Origin of the sequence: Pseudaestuariivita atlantica, assembly GCF_001205715.1 — a bacterium.
GTDB classification, from domain to species: domain Bacteria; phylum Pseudomonadota; class Alphaproteobacteria; order Rhodobacterales; family Rhodobacteraceae; genus Pseudaestuariivita; species Pseudaestuariivita atlantica.
The window spans coordinates 412851-427892 of the sequence record NZ_AQQZ01000003.1 but is presented as its reverse complement, the minus strand read 5'-3'; the positions used below and the strand labels follow the sequence as shown (position 1 = coordinate 427892).

Genomic DNA, 15042 nt, shown 5'->3' with positions numbered 1-15042 from the left:
TGATCAGGCGCGCGGGCCGAAACCTGCGCGCCTGGTCTGTTCGCGGAGTGGTAACCGGAACCGCGCCCACAATGCGCGCGGGCCATCCGCGGCGTCCCATGTCGGGAAATACGGGCCGGGACGACATATTCAGAGTATCCAGTGCAATTGCCTAGGTCATAAAATGGATCATCCAAACATGGGTCCAGCATGGACCGGCGCGCGGGGGCGCGCCAGTCCGGAATACCCGACTTCCACCCGTGCCCTGCGGTGACGGGACCGATTCAGGCCATGGCCGATGTCACCGCGTCCCGGCCCTCTGGCATCTCCGACAGGACGCCGTGGCGCCGGGCGGCTTCGTAGATGACGAAGCCCACCTGAGGTTCGATCATCATCATCAGCGCCGCCACGCGGCCCGACACGCGCCGGACACGGCCCATGCCGATGCGCGACATGAAATACTGGATGCCCACCGCGCAAAGCGGCGAGGCGGCGGCATCGTCGATCAGCACGTCGAACCGGCGACGGCCCAGCATCAGGTCGCGTTGCAGGCGTTTCACGACATCCCACTGGCCGCGGACGAAACGGCGCCTGTCGCGCGCCTCGGTCGCCTGCTCGAACGCGGCGAACGGGTCCTGTGCCGTGGCGTGATAGGCGTGCGACTTGCCTTCGGTCGTGACCAGCCAGATCAGGCGTCCGCCCCGGGTGATGCTGCGCTCGGCGAACATCGTGCCGCAATCGGAGCGCACGACGTGGCCGGTATCGACCCACATCGGCACCCAGTTTTCGCGGTGCGGCACGATCTGGTGCGATCCGCCGATGATCTCGCGGTCGAGGAGGGAGGTCATCTGGCGCTCCTGCGCCAGGGTGGTGCGCAGGCGCGCGGTCTTCAACGGCTCCGAACGGAACTTCATGGGGCAACCCCTTGTCATCAATGGCCGATGCGTCACACCGGCGGTTTCGTCATCAAAAAGTTCGACAAGACCGTGAAATGGAGCCGGCCCGTCGCGGGTAACCTAGCAGCTTACTTGGGGTTTGGCAGGTCGGGTTTTACCGACCTCGCCGCGATGCGAACCGCGCTCAGCGCACCGGATCGAGCAGCGCGTTGTCCATCGTGCAGTCGCGCACCACGTCACGCCCACAGGGCACGAAGTCGAGCGATTTCGACAGGCAGATGCGCGCCTCCTGGATGCGGCCCGCCTTGCAGGTGATGGTGATCATGTCCGGTTCAAGCCCCGGATTGTCGCGCAAAAACGCCGCCTCGACGACCGAGACGGGCAGGCGCACCGGATCGGTGAGCTGCCGCAGGACCTCGGGGCGGGTGATCTTGTCATAGGCGGTGCGGGAGGCGTCGTAGTACCGTTCGGCCGGGAGGCCCGCGCAGGTGCCGTGTTTCTTCCACTGGTGCCAGGCGAGGCCGGAGCTGCCCATGATGTCGGCCATCTCCCGCGTCATGCGCCGCGAGGGCGGGCGTTCGGCGGTGGGGCAATAGGACGGCCAGCCCCGGTGGAATTGCGGCCAGAGGCCATGCAGCGTCCATCCGAAATCGTGGCGCGGGTCGCATTGGTCGGATCCCCTGGCGTCGCCTTCGATGGCGCACCAGCTGGGCGTCCAGCTGAGGGAGAGGACGTAGTAGTCGAATTCGCCCGTGCGTTCGCCTTCGGCCGCCGCGAAGGTGGCGAGGCAGGCGGTCAGCGCGGCCAGAATCAGGTGACGCATTTTGATCTTCCCTCTTGCTGCGCGCGCGACTATATAGCGCCCAAGTTCCCCGACAACGGAAACCCGTCCCGGACCAAGGTCCCGGACCTCCTGGAGACAGGAGCCGGGTGATCCATGCGTCGGGCCGGGATAGAGGAGACGCGAGATGTCGAAACCGTTGATGGCCAAGGCCACCGCCGTCTGGCTGGTGGACAACACCACGATCACCTTCAAGCAGATCGCCGATTTCGTCGGTCTGCACGAGCTGGAAGTGCAGGGCATCGCCGATGGCGACGTGGCGACCGGCGTGAAGGGGTTCGACCCGATCGCCAACAACCAGCTGACGCAGGAAGAGATCGACGCCGCCGAGGCCGATCCGCTGCACAAGCTGAAGCTGAAGTTCAACGCCGCCGCCGTGGGCGAGGAAAAACGCCGCGGTCCGCGTTACACGCCGCTGTCGAAACGGCAGGACCGCCCGGCGGCGATCCTGTGGCTGGTGAAGTTCCACCCCGAGCTTGCCGATAGCCAGATTTCGAAACTGGTGGGCACCACCAAGCCCACGATCCAGTCGATCCGCGAGCGCACGCACTGGAACATCTCGAACATCCAGCCGGTCGACCCGGTGGCGCTGGGCCTGTGCAAGCAGGGCGAGCTGGACGCCGCCGTGCAGAAGGCCGTCGAGAAGAAGGCGCGCGAAGGTGGCGTGATGTCGGATGACGAGCGTCGCAAGCTGGTGTCGACCGAACAATCGCTCGACATGGATCCCGAACCCAAGATCCCGACGGCGATCGAGGGGCTGGAGACGTTCTCGCTGGGCGGTGACCCGCGCGACGAGGGATCGTCGGAGGACGACACGTCTGGCAAGGATTTCTCGGACGCGGACAGCTTCTTCAACCTGCCCGACGATGACGAGGACGACGAGGACGACGACAGCGACGATCCGCGCAACTGATCCCGCGGGCGCAGGCGCTTTCACGCGGAGCGGCTGCGCCGCGCTTTATCCTGGTGCGGGGTGGCGCGCCGGCGGCCTTTTTGACCGGCGGGAGGGGCCTGGGGCGGGGCGACCCTCCGGGGGACATATTTTTAAAGAGAAGAAGCGGGGGTGTGGTGCGCCTGGTGGGCTGCGTCACAGTTTCTTGCGGGCGTTGAGGGCGGCGGTGATGGTGCCGTCGTCGAGGTAGTCGAGTTCGCCCCCGATGGGTACGCCCTGGGCGAGCGAGGTGAGGGTGACGCGGTCTTCGAGCTGGTCGGCGATGTAGTGGGCGGTGGTCTGCCCGTCGACCGTGGCGTTGAGGGCGAGGATGACCTCGGTGATGTCTTCGGTGGTGACCCGGTCCACCAGTTTGGGGATGCGCAATTCGTCGGGGCCGATCGCGTCGAGGGCGGAGAGCGTGCCGCCGAGCACGTGGTAGCGGCCCTTGAAGACGCCCGCGCGTTCCATTGCCCAGAGATCGGCCACGTCCTCGACCACGCAGAGCTGGCCGTTGGCGCGTTTTTCCGAGGCGCAGATGTCGCAGATGTCGGAGGTGCCCACGTTGGCGCAGTTGAGGCATTCCCGCGCCGAGGCTGCGACGGTGTGCATCAGGTCGGCGAGCGGGGTGAAGAGTTGCGCGCGTTTGCGGATGAGGTGCAGGACGGCGCGGCGCGCGGAGCGGGGGCCGAGGCCCGGCAGTTTCGCCATCATCTCGATCAGGGCGTCGATGTCGCGCGTGCTGCTCATGGGGCTTCGCCCGGAAGGGGGATGCGGGTGACCGTGAAGCCCGCCGCGCGCAGGAGTTCGATCATGCCGGTGGTTCCCGGCAGGTGGGCGGAGCCGATGGCCATGAAGACGCCGCCGGTGTCGAGTGCATCGCGTGCCGTGGCGAGGAATGTCTCGTTTCGTTCGCGCAGCATGTAGTCGTCGACAATGCTTTGCAGTTGGGAGCCGTCGGCCTGCCCGAACTGGGTCTGCAGGAAGGCGCGGTCGGTGAGGGACATCAGGCCCAGTTCGCCGCGCAGGTACATCGCGATGTTGGTGGCGCGGGGGCGGTTGTCTGTCATCGGTGTGAGGTAGGCGCCGTAGACCGCGAGGATGGCGATCGCGGTGTCTTGGCGGTCGCGCCGGTCGAGCGTGGCGCGGAAGGCGTCGCGCGGTTCCAGCCCGAGCAGGTCCGCGCCCGCGATATGGCCGAGCGTCTGGATCAGCGCGTCCTGGAAGGGGATGACGCCAGCCGTGAAGTCCGAGCAGGGGTCGGGCAGGAGCAGTTCGGCAAGCCCGCCGAAGGTGAGGTAATCCGGTGCCTCCGGCGTCCAGCCGAGGCCGGAGGTGCGGGAGCGGATCATTGAGGTGATGCGGGGCGGCAGGCCGACGGTGTCGAACTTGAAGTTGGAACGCGCATCGCGCCAGATCTGATCGCGGTCGCCAAGCGCGCGGATGTGGCGGCGGGTGGGTGCGGTGAAATCGACCTCGACCGCGACGAGGCGGGACCGGGCGATATCGGCCCGGACACGCGGCGGCAGGTCGAGGATGTGGCGGTCCGACGTGTGGAAGGTGCCGTGCAGATGCGACACCGCGCCCGACGGTGCCGTGATCTGCCAGTAGCGGCCGGTGTTGTTGGGGATCTGGCGGGCCTGCTCGCGCAGCGCGTCGATCCCCGGAGCGGTGAACAGGTCGGCGTGAATCGCCGGGGTGTCGACTGTGCAGACCTCGCGCGTGGCCCAGTGCTGGGCCGCGGCGAGCGCGGGCCAGGCAAGGATCAGCGCGGCAAGGACCAGGTGGCGCATCGCGCCTAGAACGGCAGCTTCATGTCGGCGGGCAGGCCCATGCCTTCGGTCAGCTTCGACATTTCTTCCTGCGCCTTTTCGGAAGCCTTCTGCTGGGCGTCCTTGATCGCGGCGAGGATCAGGTCCTCGACAACTTCCTTGTCATCGCCGTTGAAGATCGACGGGTCGATGTCGAGGCCCTTCAGTTCGCCCTTGGCGGTGCAGGTCGCCTTGACGAGGCCCGCGCCGGACTGGCCTTCGACCATCATGTTGTGCATGTCGTCCTGCAGCTGGGCCATTTTCTGCTGCATTTCCTGCGCGGCCTTCATCATCTTGGCCATGTCGCCCATCTGGCCCAGTCCCTTGAACATCTGCTCGTCTCCCGAAAGGTATCCGTTGGTATCAGAGATACGACGCGCGGGGGCCGCTCACAAGCGTTTGGCGTATCACAGGCGGGTATTGGCGAGGCCGCTGGCGGCGAAGGTCGCATGTGCCGCGTCGTTGGCGGCCCATGTGACTGGCGTCACTTCGTCAAGGCGGGGCGCGGCATCACTCGTCCTCGAACGGGTCCCATTCGTCTTCGACTTCGGCGAGGCTTTCGGTTTCGGCCTCGGTCGCGAGTTCGGCGGCGGTGCGGATCGTTGCAATGCGCGCCTTGGGGAAGGTGGCAAGGACGGCCTGCACCATCGGGTGCGCGGCGGCTTCGTCCTTGAGCGCCTGTTCAGCGGCATCGCGGGTTTCGGCGATCGTGGCCGCGCCGCCGTCGTTGACCACGGTCACCGCCCAGCGGTTGCCGGTCCATGCCTGCAGGCGCGCGCCCAGGCGCTGGGCAAGGTCGCGGGGAGCCTGCGGTCCGGGCTCGAACTCGATCCGGCCGGGTTGGTAGGCGGCGAGCTTGACGCCGGTTTCGACCTCGACCAGCAGGCGGACGTCGCGGTGCGCGCGGATCAGGTCGACGACGTGGTCGAAGGTGGGGTAGCGGGCGAGGGCCTCGGCCGCGTCCGTTGCGGGCAGGGCCGAGGCGCGAGGGCCTGCGCCCATGTCGACGCTGGCGCGGGTCGGCGCGGCGGTTGCATCTGGTGCGCGCGCGGCCGGGCCGGCACCGCCCGAGGCGGGCACGGCAGGGCCCGACGAGGGGCCCGTGGGCGGCGAGGATTGCAGTTTGCGCACGAGGTCCTCGGGCGCGGGCAGGTCGGCGACATGGGTGAGGCGGATGATCGCCATTTCCGCCGCCATCATGGCGTTCGGCGCGGCGGCGACTTCTTCCAGCGCTTTCAACAACATCTGCCACGTCCGGCTGAGGACGCGGATCGGCAGGGCTTCGGCCATGGCCTGACCGCGGGCGCGTTCGTCGGGGCTGATCGTGGGGTCGTCGCCCGCATCGGGCGTGATCTTCACCACGCTGATCCAGTGCGCCACCTCGGCCAGGTCGCGCAACACGGCCATCGGGTCGGCCCCGTCGGCATATTGCGCGCCCAGTTCGGTCAGGGCGCCCGCCGCGTCGCCGCGCATGATCCGGTCGAACAGGTCCAGCACGCGCCCGCGATCGGCAAGGCCCAGCATGGCGCGCACCTGGTCGGCGGTGGTTTCTCCGGCGCCGTGGCTGATCGCCTGGTCGAGAAGCGAGGTCGCATCGCGGGCCGAGCCTTCGGCGGCGCGGGTGATGAGGGCGAGCGCGTCATCCGCGATCTCCGCCCCTTCGGCGGTGGCGATCCGGCGCAGCAGCGCGATCATGTCCTCGGGTTCGATCCGGCGCAGGTCGAACCGCTGGCAGCGCGACAGGACGGTGACCGGGACCTTGCGGATCTCGGTCGTGGCGAAGATGAACTTCACGTGGCTGGGCGGCTCTTCCAGCGTCTTCAAAAGCGCGTTGAAGGCGCTTGTCGACAGCATGTGCACTTCGTCGATGATGTAGATCTTGTAGCGGGCGGAGGCCGCGCGATAGGCCACGCTGTCGATGATTTCGCGGATGTCGTTCACGCCGGTGCGGGAGGCCGCGTCCATCTCCATCACGTCGACATGGCGGCCTTCCATGATCGCCACGCAATGTTCGCACTCACCACAGGGTTCGGTCGTCGGGCCACCGTTACCGTCCGGCCCGATACAGTTCATGCCCTTGGCGATGATCCGGGCGGTCGTCGTCTTCCCTGTCCCGCGGATGCCCGTCATGATGAAGGCCTGCGCGATGCGGTCCGCCTCGAACGCGTTTTTCAGCGTGCGCACCATTGCGTCCTGCCCGACGAGATCGGCGAAGGTTTCGGGGCGGTATTTCCGCGCGAGGACCTGGTAGGCGGTATCGGACATGACGGGACTCGCGTTGCGTGCAGGGTGGACCGGGGGCGGAGGCTAACAACGGCGCAGCGCCGCGGCAAGCGCGGTTACAGAGACCACAGGATGACGCCGATGGCCAGCGTTGCCAGCGATAGCGTCGAGGCGATGACAAGGTAGGCGCGGCGTGATTGCGGCTCGGCGCTTTGCGCGTCAAGCCGGCGCTGGGTGGCACAGGCCGCGCGGTAGGCCGTCCAGAACACGCCGATGGCGATCAGCAGGAAGGCGGTCGCCGCGGCCTTGGCGATCCACGTGGGATCGGCCTCGCCGAACACGGCCTTGAGCCCGATGGCGATGCCGGTAAAGGCCGCGCCCGTCCGCATCCAGCCCGCGAAGGTGCGTTCGTTGGCCAGCACGGTCCGGTCCTCGGCCCAGTCCGTACGTTCGGCGGCCATGTCTTGTGAGCTGTCTTTGTCCGGATCGGCCATGCCGGCGACCCTAGCCTTCGGCGCGGCAAAGGCCAACCACGGCTTCGCCGATGCGGACTCATCGCGTATGCAAGGATCGATTCCCGCCGCGAAGTGGTTAAGATGGCAGGCAAAGAGGGAGACAGGCCATGCGATTGAGAGGCGTGCGGAGCAGCCGCAACATCGAGGACCGCCGCGGACGCGCCAGCGCGGGCGGCAAGGCGGGCGGCCTTGGCGTCGTGGGCGTGCTGCTGGTGCTGGCCATCGGCTATTTCACGGGCGTGGACGTGTCGCCCCTGCTTGAGGGAGACGGCACCCGCCCGGTCGAGCAAAGCGCCCCGCGAGAGATCAGCGCCGAGGAACAGCGCGCGGCTGAATTCACCTCGCGCGTTCTGGCCACGACCGAGGACGTGTGGGCCGCGATATTCCCGGCGCAGGTGCGGCGCGACTACGAACCGCCGCGACTGGTGCTGTATTCCGGGGTGACCCGATCGCCCTGCGGCAGCGCCTCGGGCGCGACCGGGCCGTTCTACTGCCCGGCGGATGAAAAGGCGTATCTGGACACCGATTTCTTCACCACCATGTCCCGTCAGCTGGGCGCCAAGGGCGATTTCGCGGCGGCCTACGTGATCGCGCACGAAGTGGCGCATCACGTCCAGAACGAGCTGGGCATCCTTGGCGAGGTCAACGCCTACCGGCAGCGCGTCAGCCAGCGCGAGGCCAATGCCGCGACCGTGCGGCTGGAATTGCAGGCCGATTGCCTGTCCGGCGTCTGGGCGCGGTCGGTCAAGGGCCTGCTGGAACCCGGCGATATCGACGAGGCGGTGAATGCCGCGAGGAAGATCGGCGACGATTACCTGCAAAAGCGCGCGGGCCGGGTGCCGCAACCGCATACCTTCACCCACGGCACTTCCGAGCAGCGCTCGCGCTGGTTCCAGGTGGGCTATCGCTCGGGCAAGATCGCCGATTGCGACACGTTCCGCGCAGATCGCCTGTGAGCGGCAGCGCCGGTTTCGCGCTCTACCCGGTCGGCATGGGCGAGGGGGCGATTGCCCTGTCGCCGCTGCCGGGGCGGTTCGGGGATTATGCCGCCGACCTTGCCTGCATCCGCGACTGGTCGCCTGCGCTTGTCATCAGCATGACGACCGCGCCGGAAATGGCCTCCCGCGGGGCGGCGCGGATGGATGCCGACCTGTCGGAGGCCGGGATCGCATGGGCGGGCATGCCGGTGCCCGATTTCGGTGCGCCGCGCGGTGAAAGCGGCTGGGACGCCGTCTCGCACCGCGCGCACGGGGTGCTGGATGGTGGCGGGCGCGTCCTGATCCACTGTTTCGGCGGGTGCGGGCGGTCGGGCATGGCGGCGCTGCGCCTGATGGTCGAAAGGGGCGAGGACGGGCCCGCCGCCCTGCTGCGCCTGCGCGACGCGCGGCCCTGCGCGGTCGAGACGCAGGATCAGCTGGACTGGGCGCTCGCCGGGGCCATCAGCGCGGGCAACTGACGCAACACGTCGGAAGTGCCCTGCGCGTGGGCCAGCGTCCACGCGCCCTGTATGGCGATGAAGGCCATGCGGCCGCGCGCCTCTGCCTCTGGCGCGGGGATGCCGAGGCGGATGGCGTGGGACGCGATGAGGTGAGACCACCGGTCAAAGATTTCCGCGCTCTTGATGCGGAACGGCTGGTTTTCGGGGCCGTCGAACAGGCTCGATGCGATGGGACAGGCGCGCCACGCGGGCTGGATGTCGAACAGCTTGGCCAGCTTGTGGCAGAGCGTCGCCATGCCGTGGTCGAAATCCTGCGCCGGACCGAACGCATCGTCGATGATCCGCATCATGTGGCCCGAGGTCCATTCCGCGGCGGCAACGGCAAGGTCGGCCTTGCCATTGCGGAAATGGTGGTAAAGCGAGCCCTTGGGCACGCCTGCTTTCTTAAGGATATCGGCGACGCCCACGCCGTGAAACCCGCGTTCCTGGAACAGGAGCGCGGCGTTTTCGATCAGTTTCTCGCGGGTCGTGTCGGTCATCCAGATTCCTTTTGACATGTCTGGACCGATCGGTCTAGTTTCGCGATTAGACCGATCGGTCTAGGAGAGGTTCGCCATGGCGCTGCAGCAAGAGATCCCCGGCATCCAGGTACACCCGGCCGGTCCGTTGAAGATAAGGTCCGGTGAGGCGGTGCTGGCTGGCACGCTGTTCGTGCCGCGTGGGGCACCGCGCGCCATCGTCGTGATGAACTCCGCAACGGGCGTGCCGCAGCGGTATTACCGCGCCTTCGCGACATGGCTGGCCGAGGACAAGGGCGTGGCGGTTCTCACCTATGATTACCGCGATTTCGGCGACTCCGCGCGGCACCCGATGAGCGTATCCAAGGCGACGATGACCGATTGGGGCGTGCACGATCAGCAGGCCGCGCGGGATTGCGCGGCGGCGATGTTCCCGGACCTGCCTTTGTGGGTGATCGGGCATTCGCTGGGCGGTTTCATGCTGCCGTTCCAGCGGGGGCAGGGACGGATCGCCGGGCTGATCACGGTGGCGAGCGGCCCGGTGCACCTTGACGACCACCCGTGGTGGTACAGGCCCGCCGCGCGGTTCCTGTGGTCGCGCACCGTGCGCGCGATTGCGACCATGCGCGGCTACCTGCCCGGTCGCGCCTTGCGTCTTGGGGCCGACGTGCCGCTGGGTGTCTACCGCCAGTGGCGGCGCTGGTGCGTCACGCATGGCGGTGTGACGGTGGATGCCGGCGGCGCGGTGCCTTATCCCGACTGGACGGCGTTCGACGGGCAGGCGCGGATCGTGGCGGTCGCCGATGACCCGATGGTGCCGCCCGCGGCGGTCTGGCGGCTGATGCAGTTCTACCCCGAAGCGCGCAAGTCGCAGGCGGTGCTGCACCCGGCCTCCTACGGGCTGTCGCGGATCGGGCATATCGGGGCCTTCGCCAAGCCGTCCCGCGCCGCGTGGCCCGATATCGTCGGCCCCGTTTTCGATACCTGAGAAACGCAAAACGCCGCCCCGTGGGGCGGCGTTGTTGGTGAGAGGCTGGACATCGACCCAAGTGGGGCTCGTTGTGGCTGCTACCTTCCGGTCCTGACCAGGTTGGCGAGGCACTTGCCCGCGCCAACCTCTCAACCCCTCATGTAACCCCTGCGCCGCCCGGTTTCAACCCGTCGACGCCCATCGCGGCGAGGCCTGACAGGAGGTCCGGCGCGACATGGTGGGCGGGGCTGCCGGTTCCGGGCAGGAGGTCCGGCACGTGCAGAACCCTGCATCCGGCGGCCAGCGCCGAGGCGACACCGGTCGGCGTATCCTCGACCGCGAGGCAGGTCGCGGCCTCGAAGCCGAGCCGCGCGGCGGCGGTCAGGTAGGGTTCGGGATGCGGCTTGGCATGTGTCACGTCATCCCGCGACACGATCAGGTCCACGAGGGAGGCCAGCCCGGTCGAGGCCAGCTTGATCCGCGCGCCTTCGGTGCGCGACGAGGTCGCAACGGCGACGGGAATGTCGCGGTCGCGCAGATGGGTCAGCGCGGCAACGGCGCCCGGTTTCGGTTCAAGATCGTCAAGGTTGGCGTGGAAATCCGCGCGCCACATCTCGTCGAGCGCGGCGAAGTCGATTTCCCCGAACGTGTCGCGCACGATCCTGATGCCGGACTGGAAATCCTTGCCCACCAGCCGCAGCATGAACTCCATGTCGGCGGGCACGCCCAGCGACCGGAAGGCCCGGATCCCGGCCTCCTGCGCGTGGCGCTCGCTGTCGACCAGTGTGCCGTCGAGGTCGAAGATGATGCCCGCGTGCGGCATCTCAGTCCTTCACGAGCCCGCCGGGGCAGAAGAACTGCGTGAACGCGCCGTAGCAGGTGGCGCTGTGATCGAACCCGGCGAGGTCGAGCTGCACGTAGAGGCCCTTGTCCTCGAACCGGCTGTCGATCTGGCGGCGGACGAGGTTGTAGCATTCGTTGGGCGAGGTGCGGCAGATGGTGATCGCCAGCTGTTCGGCGGGGTTCTTGCCCTTCAGCTCTTCCTTGGCCAGCGCCAGCAGCAGCTGGTCCTTCAGTGTCGCCTCGGCATCCGCCGCGTCGGGCTTGGTGACATAGGCCACGACGGAGGCCAGTGCCGCCACGAGAACGAGAAACGCCAGAAACCGCACGATAGAGCCACCTTCGATCCGAATAGTCGCGCGCGTTACAGCATGCCCGCCCCACGCTTGTCGAGCGTGGGGGGCGTCACGGTTTGTGTCATCCTGTCACGGGGCGGCGCGGTCAGAGGTGGATGCGGAAGAGCGCGAACCCGTCCGCGCCGTCGCCCGCCTCCTCGATCTTCACCGCCTGCACGTCGTTGAGGTAGGCGCGCGCCGCCGGGCCGGTTTCGAACAGGACCGTGGTGCCGGGCATCGGGGCAAAGCTCCAGTTGGCATCGGCGGTCGGGTTGATGGTGCCCTGTTCGACGATGTAGCGCACGATCACGTCGCGGTTGGTGTCGGGTGCCTCGAAGATGATCGTGTCCCCCATCGCGCCGGGGAAATCGCCGCCGCCTGACGCGCGGTAATTGTTGGTGGCGATCACGAATTCCATGTCGTCGGTCACCGGCGTGCCCTCGTAGGCGAGGTTCACGATCCGCTGCGCGCCGGGATTGATCTCTTCCCCCTTGGGCGCGAAGCGCGAGGGCTGGCTGAGGTCGATCTGGTAGGTGACCCCGTCAATCACGTCGAAATTGTAGGACGGGAAAGAGGGGTTCAGGAGCGGCTGGTCCGCCTCACCGGGGGTGATGCGGTTGAACATGCCCGCCGAGCGTTCGAGCCAGCCTTTCAGCTGCGCGCCCGTCACCTTCACCGCGCGGACCGTGTTGGGATACAGGTAAAGGTCCGCGACGTTCTTAATCGCCACGCTGCCGGCGGCCACGTCGGTGTAGTATTCCGGCCCGCCCCGGCCACCGGCCTTGAACGGCGCGGCGGCGCTGAGAAGCGGCAGACCGGCATACTCGGTGCCCTTCAGCAATTCCGACAGGTACCATTTCTGCGCGATGGACACGATCTGGACCGACGGGTCGTCGGCCACCAGCGCGAAGTAGGAATGCAGAGGCGCGGTGGTCTTGCCCACGGCCCGGCGCACGTAGATCAGCGTCTCGTCATGGTCCTGCTGGACGGCGGCCAGCACCGCGCCGTCATCCTCGACCAGCGGCGTGATCGAGCGGTCCTCGTTCCGTTTCGCGATCGGCCGTGCCTCGGACATGGTGGAGACGACGCGCCACGCGCCGCTTTCCCGTTCAAGCATCAGGTCGATCACGCCCAGATGCGAGCCCCAGAAGCCGCCCATGACCGCGGGTTTGCCGTGGATCGTGCCTGCGCCCGCGTCGACGCCGGCGAAATCGGCGTAGTCGGGGGACGGAAAGACGAGGTGCGAATGCCCGGTCATGATCGCGTCGATGCCGTCGACCTCGGCCAGGGGGACCGAGGCGTTTTCCATCCCGTCCGTGGCGCGGGCGGATCCGATCCCCGAATGGTTGAGGGCGATGACGATGTCGGCCCCGGCCTCTTTCATCTCGGGGATATAGGCCTTCGCGGTTGCGATGATGTCGCGGGCCGTCACGTTGCCTTCAAGATGGCGGCGGTCCCATGTCATGATCTGCGGCGGGGTGAACCCGATCAGTCCGACCTTGATCGCGTGGGTCTCGCCCGCGCCGTCGGTCAGCATCCGGTCGAGGATCACGTAGGGTTTGAACAGCGTCTTGTCCTGCGTGGGCGTCGCGCCGGTTTCGGTCGCCACGTTTGCCAGCACGATGGGAAAATCCGCCCCGGCGGCGGATTTCATCAGGAAGTCGAGCCCGTAGTTGAATTCGTGATTGCCGATGGTGGCAGCGTCGAATCCGACGGTGTTCATCGCCGTGATGATCGGGTGGCTGTCGCCCTCCTTCATGCCGCGTTCATAGGCGATATAATCGCCCATCGGGTTGCCCTGCAGGAAGTCGCCGTTGTCGACCAGCATCGTGTTGGTCGCCTCAGCCCGGATATCGGCGATGATCGCCGCGGTACGGCTCAACCCTACCGTGTCGCGGGGGCGGTCGGCGTAATAGTCGTAGGGAAAGACATGCACGTGCAGGTCGGTCGTTTCCATGATCCGCAGGTGGGCCTGGTTGCTGGCAGCGGTCACGGAGTAGGGATGCAGTGCAATCAAGGTCGAACCGGCTGCTGCTCCCGCGATAAACGTGCGGCGGGACATGGGGGAAATTCTGGTGAGAGGCATCGCAAGGCTCCTTTCAAAGCAGCCATTGGGGGACCGGGTTTCTCGCCAAGCTTTTTGGTTACCTTAGCGTAATCTGGGCGGCTTGCAACTTATGCGCGAAAATTGCCGCAGAAGCGCGACAGACCTGACCGGGAATCGTACTTGCCTCGTCATGGCCGTCGCCTAAAACTCAACCTTGGGGCGGTCGAGGTACGGATGAAACACGCCGAGCAGGTAACCTTCGGTGGATCGGCACTGGACCGGGCGGCAGAGTTGCGGCCCGAGGCAGACGCATTGCGCGCCCGGCCGGACGCGCAGGCCATCGTGCTGTGGCGCGGCAAGCCGCTGATGTGGGAACCCGATGCCGCGGCGCTGGTCCGCCTGCCTGCCTCCGAACCGGCGCTCGAAAGCGCGCGTGCCTGGATTTTCCTTGGCCGCGAAGGCGAGGTACCGGTCTTTGCCGCCGATCTGTCGAACTGGGAGCCGGATGGCGACCTGTCGGATTTCGGAGCCTTCCACGACCCGTCGCGGCAGGTGCATCCCGACCTGCCCGACGACACCGCCTTCGCCGAGTTGCGCAACCGGATGACGCACCTGACCCCGCGCGACGCGGAACTGGCGGCAACCGCCAAGGGCGTGCTGGAATGGCACCGCAGCCACGGTTTCTGCGCCCGCTGTGGTGAGAAATCGGACATCGCGATGGCGGGATGGCAGCGGCGCTGCCCGGCCTGCGGCGCGCACCATTTCCCGCGCACCGACCCGGTCGTGATCATGCTGATCACCCATGGCAACGACGTGCTGATGGGTCGCTCTCCCGGTTGGCCAGAGGGGATGTATTCGCTTCTGGCGGGGTTCGTCGAACCCGGCGAAACGCTGGAAGCGGCCGTGCGGCGCGAGGTGGTCGAGGAATCGGGCATCCCCGTGGGCCAAGTGCGGTACCTTGCCAGCCAGCCATGGCCCTTTCCGGCCTCGCTGATGTTCGGATGCGCGGGCGAGGCACTGGCGCGCGACATCACGCTGGACCCGGCGGAACTGGACGACGCGCTGTGGGTCAGCCGCGAGCGGATGATGGCGGCATTCGACGGAACGGATCCGAAAATCAAACCAGCGCGTGCCGGATCCATCGCGCATTTCCTATTACGAAACTGGTTGGCGGATACGCTGGACTGACCTTCCGGACGGGGCAGGCCCACATTCAGGACAAGGCGGACACGACATGAACTTTTTAGCCAAGGAAGACATCGAGGCACCGATCGACCAGGTGTTCGGGATGTTGACCGATTTCGACGCCATTGAACGCGCGGCGTTGTGGCGCGGGATCGACGTGAAACGCCAAGCCGGCCCGGTGGCCGTGGGCCTGACATGGGACCTCAAGTTCACCTTCCGCGGCAAGGATCGCGCGGCGCATCTGAAACTGACCGAGTTCGATGCGCCGAACGGCGTGGCCTTCGACAGCGACTCGGGCGGGATCGAGGCGGAAGGCCGGATCGACCTGGTCGCCCTGTCGCGCAGTCGCACGCGCATGACCACGCATGTGGAGCTTGAAGCCAAGACCCTGTCGGCACGGCTGTTGCTGCAATCGCTGAAACTCGCCAAGTCGAACCTCAACAAGCGGTTCAAGCTGCGGTTGGCAAATTTCGCCAAGGAAATCGAGACGCGCTGCGCCAAGCGCGCCTGAGA

At 67.1% G+C, this 15042-nt stretch carries 17 protein-coding genes and 1 other RNA gene; 6 read left to right on the top strand and 12 right to left on the bottom strand.

Annotated elements, in window-relative coordinates; all coding sequences use genetic code 11:
- Positions 1-263 precede the first annotated feature (263 nt).
- Both ATO11_RS08735 and ATO11_RS08730 read right to left on the bottom strand, forming a co-directional pair.
- Positions 264-893 (bottom strand): hypothetical protein, encoded by a 630-nt coding sequence (locus ATO11_RS08735; RefSeq protein WP_050530441.1) that lies wholly within the window; start codon positions 891-893, stop codon positions 264-266.
- 166 nt (positions 894-1059) lie between these two features.
- Positions 1060-1698: a ribonuclease T2 family protein gene (locus ATO11_RS08730; RefSeq protein ID WP_050530440.1), complete on the bottom strand. Its 639-nt coding sequence runs from the start codon at positions 1696-1698 to the stop codon at positions 1060-1062.
- Positions 1699-1843: 145 nt separating this feature from the next.
- On the opposite strand from ATO11_RS08730, the gene ATO11_RS08725 reads away from it, so the two are divergent.
- Positions 1844-2629 carry a DUF1013 domain-containing protein gene (locus ATO11_RS08725; RefSeq protein ID WP_050530439.1) on the top strand — a complete coding sequence of 262 codons (786 nt, stop codon included), beginning with the start codon at positions 1844-1846 and terminating at the stop codon, positions 2627-2629.
- A gap of 174 nt (positions 2630-2803) precedes the next feature.
- Here the strand turns inward: ATO11_RS08725 and recR are convergent, their stop codons facing one another.
- The 5 genes from recR to ATO11_RS08700 all read right to left on the bottom strand — a co-directional run bounded on the left by recR (position 2804) and on the right by ATO11_RS08700 (position 7175).
- Positions 2804-3397, bottom strand: a complete 594-nt coding sequence (gene recR, locus ATO11_RS08720; protein WP_050530438.1) for a recombination mediator RecR — start codon at positions 3395-3397, stop codon at positions 2804-2806.
- Complete coding sequence (locus ATO11_RS08715) at positions 3394-4440, bottom strand: TraB/GumN family protein (protein WP_050530437.1); 1047 nt, start codon at positions 4438-4440, stop codon at positions 3394-3396. The genes recR and ATO11_RS08715 overlap by 4 nt, the downstream gene beginning before the upstream one ends.
- 5 nt (positions 4441-4445) lie before the next feature.
- Positions 4446-4790, bottom strand: a complete 345-nt coding sequence (locus tag ATO11_RS08710; RefSeq protein WP_050530436.1) for a YbaB/EbfC family nucleoid-associated protein — start codon at positions 4788-4790, stop codon at positions 4446-4448.
- Between the two features lie 178 nt (positions 4791-4968).
- Positions 4969-6723, bottom strand: a complete 1755-nt coding sequence (locus ATO11_RS08705) for a DNA polymerase III subunit gamma/tau (protein WP_050530435.1) — start codon at positions 6721-6723, stop codon at positions 4969-4971.
- Positions 6724-6797: 74 nt separating this feature from the next.
- Positions 6798-7175 (bottom strand): YidH family protein, encoded by a 378-nt coding sequence (locus tag ATO11_RS08700; RefSeq protein ID WP_050530434.1) that lies wholly within the window; start codon positions 7173-7175, stop codon positions 6798-6800.
- A 128-nt stretch (positions 7176-7303) separates the two neighbouring features.
- Here ATO11_RS08700 and ypfJ point away from each other — a divergent pair, with 128 nt between their 5' ends.
- Positions 7304-8152 (top strand): KPN_02809 family neutral zinc metallopeptidase, encoded by an 849-nt coding sequence (gene ypfJ / locus ATO11_RS08695; protein ID WP_050530433.1) that lies wholly within the window; start codon positions 7304-7306, stop codon positions 8150-8152.
- The gene (locus tag ATO11_RS08690; RefSeq protein ID WP_242601389.1) at positions 8149-8652 is read left to right on the top strand and encodes a protein-tyrosine phosphatase family protein; all 504 of its coding nucleotides are present in this window, start codon (positions 8149-8151) and stop codon (positions 8650-8652) included. The genes ypfJ and ATO11_RS08690 overlap by 4 nt, the downstream gene beginning before the upstream one ends.
- Here the strand turns inward: ATO11_RS08690 and ATO11_RS08685 are convergent.
- Positions 8607-9173 carry a TetR/AcrR family transcriptional regulator gene (locus tag ATO11_RS08685; RefSeq protein ID WP_082176226.1) on the bottom strand — a complete coding sequence of 189 codons (567 nt, stop codon included), beginning with the start codon at positions 9171-9173 and terminating at the stop codon, positions 8607-8609. The genes ATO11_RS08690 and ATO11_RS08685 overlap by 46 nt on opposite strands.
- A gap of 76 nt (positions 9174-9249) precedes the next feature.
- On the opposite strand from ATO11_RS08685, the gene ATO11_RS08680 reads away from it, so the two are divergent.
- Positions 9250-10140, top strand: coding sequence for an alpha/beta hydrolase family protein (locus ATO11_RS08680; protein ID WP_082176225.1), 891 nt, complete (start codon positions 9250-9252; stop codon positions 10138-10140).
- Between the two features lie 35 nt (positions 10141-10175).
- On the opposite strand, the gene ffs is transcribed toward ATO11_RS08680, so the two are convergent.
- The 4 genes from ffs to ATO11_RS08665 form a co-directional block, all read right to left on the bottom strand.
- Positions 10176-10274: signal recognition particle sRNA small type (gene ffs / locus ATO11_RS21210), an RNA gene on the bottom strand.
- A gap of 5 nt (positions 10275-10279) precedes the next feature.
- Positions 10280-10945: an HAD family hydrolase gene (locus ATO11_RS08675; RefSeq protein ID WP_050530431.1), complete on the bottom strand. Its 666-nt coding sequence runs from the start codon at positions 10943-10945 to the stop codon at positions 10280-10282.
- Position 10946: 1 nt separating this feature from the next.
- A complete protein-coding gene (locus ATO11_RS08670) occupies positions 10947-11291 on the bottom strand; it encodes a hypothetical protein (RefSeq protein WP_050530430.1) in 345 nt (114 codons plus the stop codon).
- A gap of 112 nt (positions 11292-11403) precedes the next feature.
- Positions 11404-13383, bottom strand: a complete 1980-nt coding sequence (locus tag ATO11_RS08665) for a bifunctional 2',3'-cyclic-nucleotide 2'-phosphodiesterase/3'-nucleotidase (RefSeq protein ID WP_050530429.1) — start codon at positions 13381-13383, stop codon at positions 11404-11406.
- A 195-nt stretch (positions 13384-13578) separates the two neighbouring features.
- Between ATO11_RS08665 and nudC the strand changes: the two genes are divergently transcribed.
- The gene (gene nudC, locus ATO11_RS08660; RefSeq protein WP_050530428.1) at positions 13579-14532 is read left to right on the top strand and encodes an NAD(+) diphosphatase; all 954 of its coding nucleotides are present in this window, start codon (positions 13579-13581) and stop codon (positions 14530-14532) included.
- A gap of 46 nt (positions 14533-14578) precedes the next feature.
- Entirely contained in the window at positions 14579-15040 is a 462-nt protein-coding gene (locus ATO11_RS08655; RefSeq protein ID WP_050530427.1) for an SRPBCC family protein, read from the top strand.
- Positions 15041-15042 lie beyond the last annotated feature (2 nt).

Coding starts and splice junctions, on each gene's coding strand:
- ATO11_RS08730 (WP_050530440.1), bottom strand. CDS start 1,698: ATGCGTCACCTGATTCTGGCCGCGCTGACCGCCTGCCTCGCCACCTTC.
- ATO11_RS08710 (WP_050530436.1), bottom strand. CDS start 4,790: ATGTTCAAGGGACTGGGCCAGATGGGCGACATGGCCAAGATGATGAAG.
- ATO11_RS08665 (WP_050530429.1), bottom strand. CDS start 13,383: ATGCCTCTCACCAGAATTTCCCCCATGTCCCGCCGCACGTTTATCGCG.
- ATO11_RS08700 (WP_050530434.1), bottom strand. CDS start 7,175: ATGGCCGATCCGGACAAAGACAGCTCACAAGACATGGCCGCCGAACGT.
- ATO11_RS08685 (WP_082176226.1), bottom strand. CDS start 9,173: ATGACCGACACGACCCGCGAGAAACTGATCGAAAACGCCGCGCTCCTG.
- ypfJ (WP_050530433.1), top strand. CDS start 7,304: ATGCGATTGAGAGGCGTGCGGAGCAGCCGCAACATCGAGGACCGCCGC.
- recR (WP_050530438.1), bottom strand. CDS start 3,397: ATGAGCAGCACGCGCGACATCGACGCCCTGATCGAGATGATGGCGAAA.
- ATO11_RS08725 (WP_050530439.1), top strand. CDS start 1,844: ATGTCGAAACCGTTGATGGCCAAGGCCACCGCCGTCTGGCTGGTGGAC.
- ATO11_RS08705 (WP_050530435.1), bottom strand. CDS start 6,723: ATGTCCGATACCGCCTACCAGGTCCTCGCGCGGAAATACCGCCCCGAA.
- ATO11_RS08655 (WP_050530427.1), top strand. CDS start 14,579: ATGAACTTTTTAGCCAAGGAAGACATCGAGGCACCGATCGACCAGGTG.
- ATO11_RS08675 (WP_050530431.1), bottom strand. CDS start 10,945: ATGCCGCACGCGGGCATCATCTTCGACCTCGACGGCACACTGGTCGAC.
- ATO11_RS08680 (WP_082176225.1), top strand. CDS start 9,250: ATGGCGCTGCAGCAAGAGATCCCCGGCATCCAGGTACACCCGGCCGGT.
- ATO11_RS08735 (WP_050530441.1), bottom strand. CDS start 893: ATGAAGTTCCGTTCGGAGCCGTTGAAGACCGCGCGCCTGCGCACCACC.
- ATO11_RS08715 (WP_050530437.1), bottom strand. CDS start 4,440: ATGCGCCACCTGGTCCTTGCCGCGCTGATCCTTGCCTGGCCCGCGCTC.
- nudC (WP_050530428.1), top strand. CDS start 13,579: ATGAAACACGCCGAGCAGGTAACCTTCGGTGGATCGGCACTGGACCGG.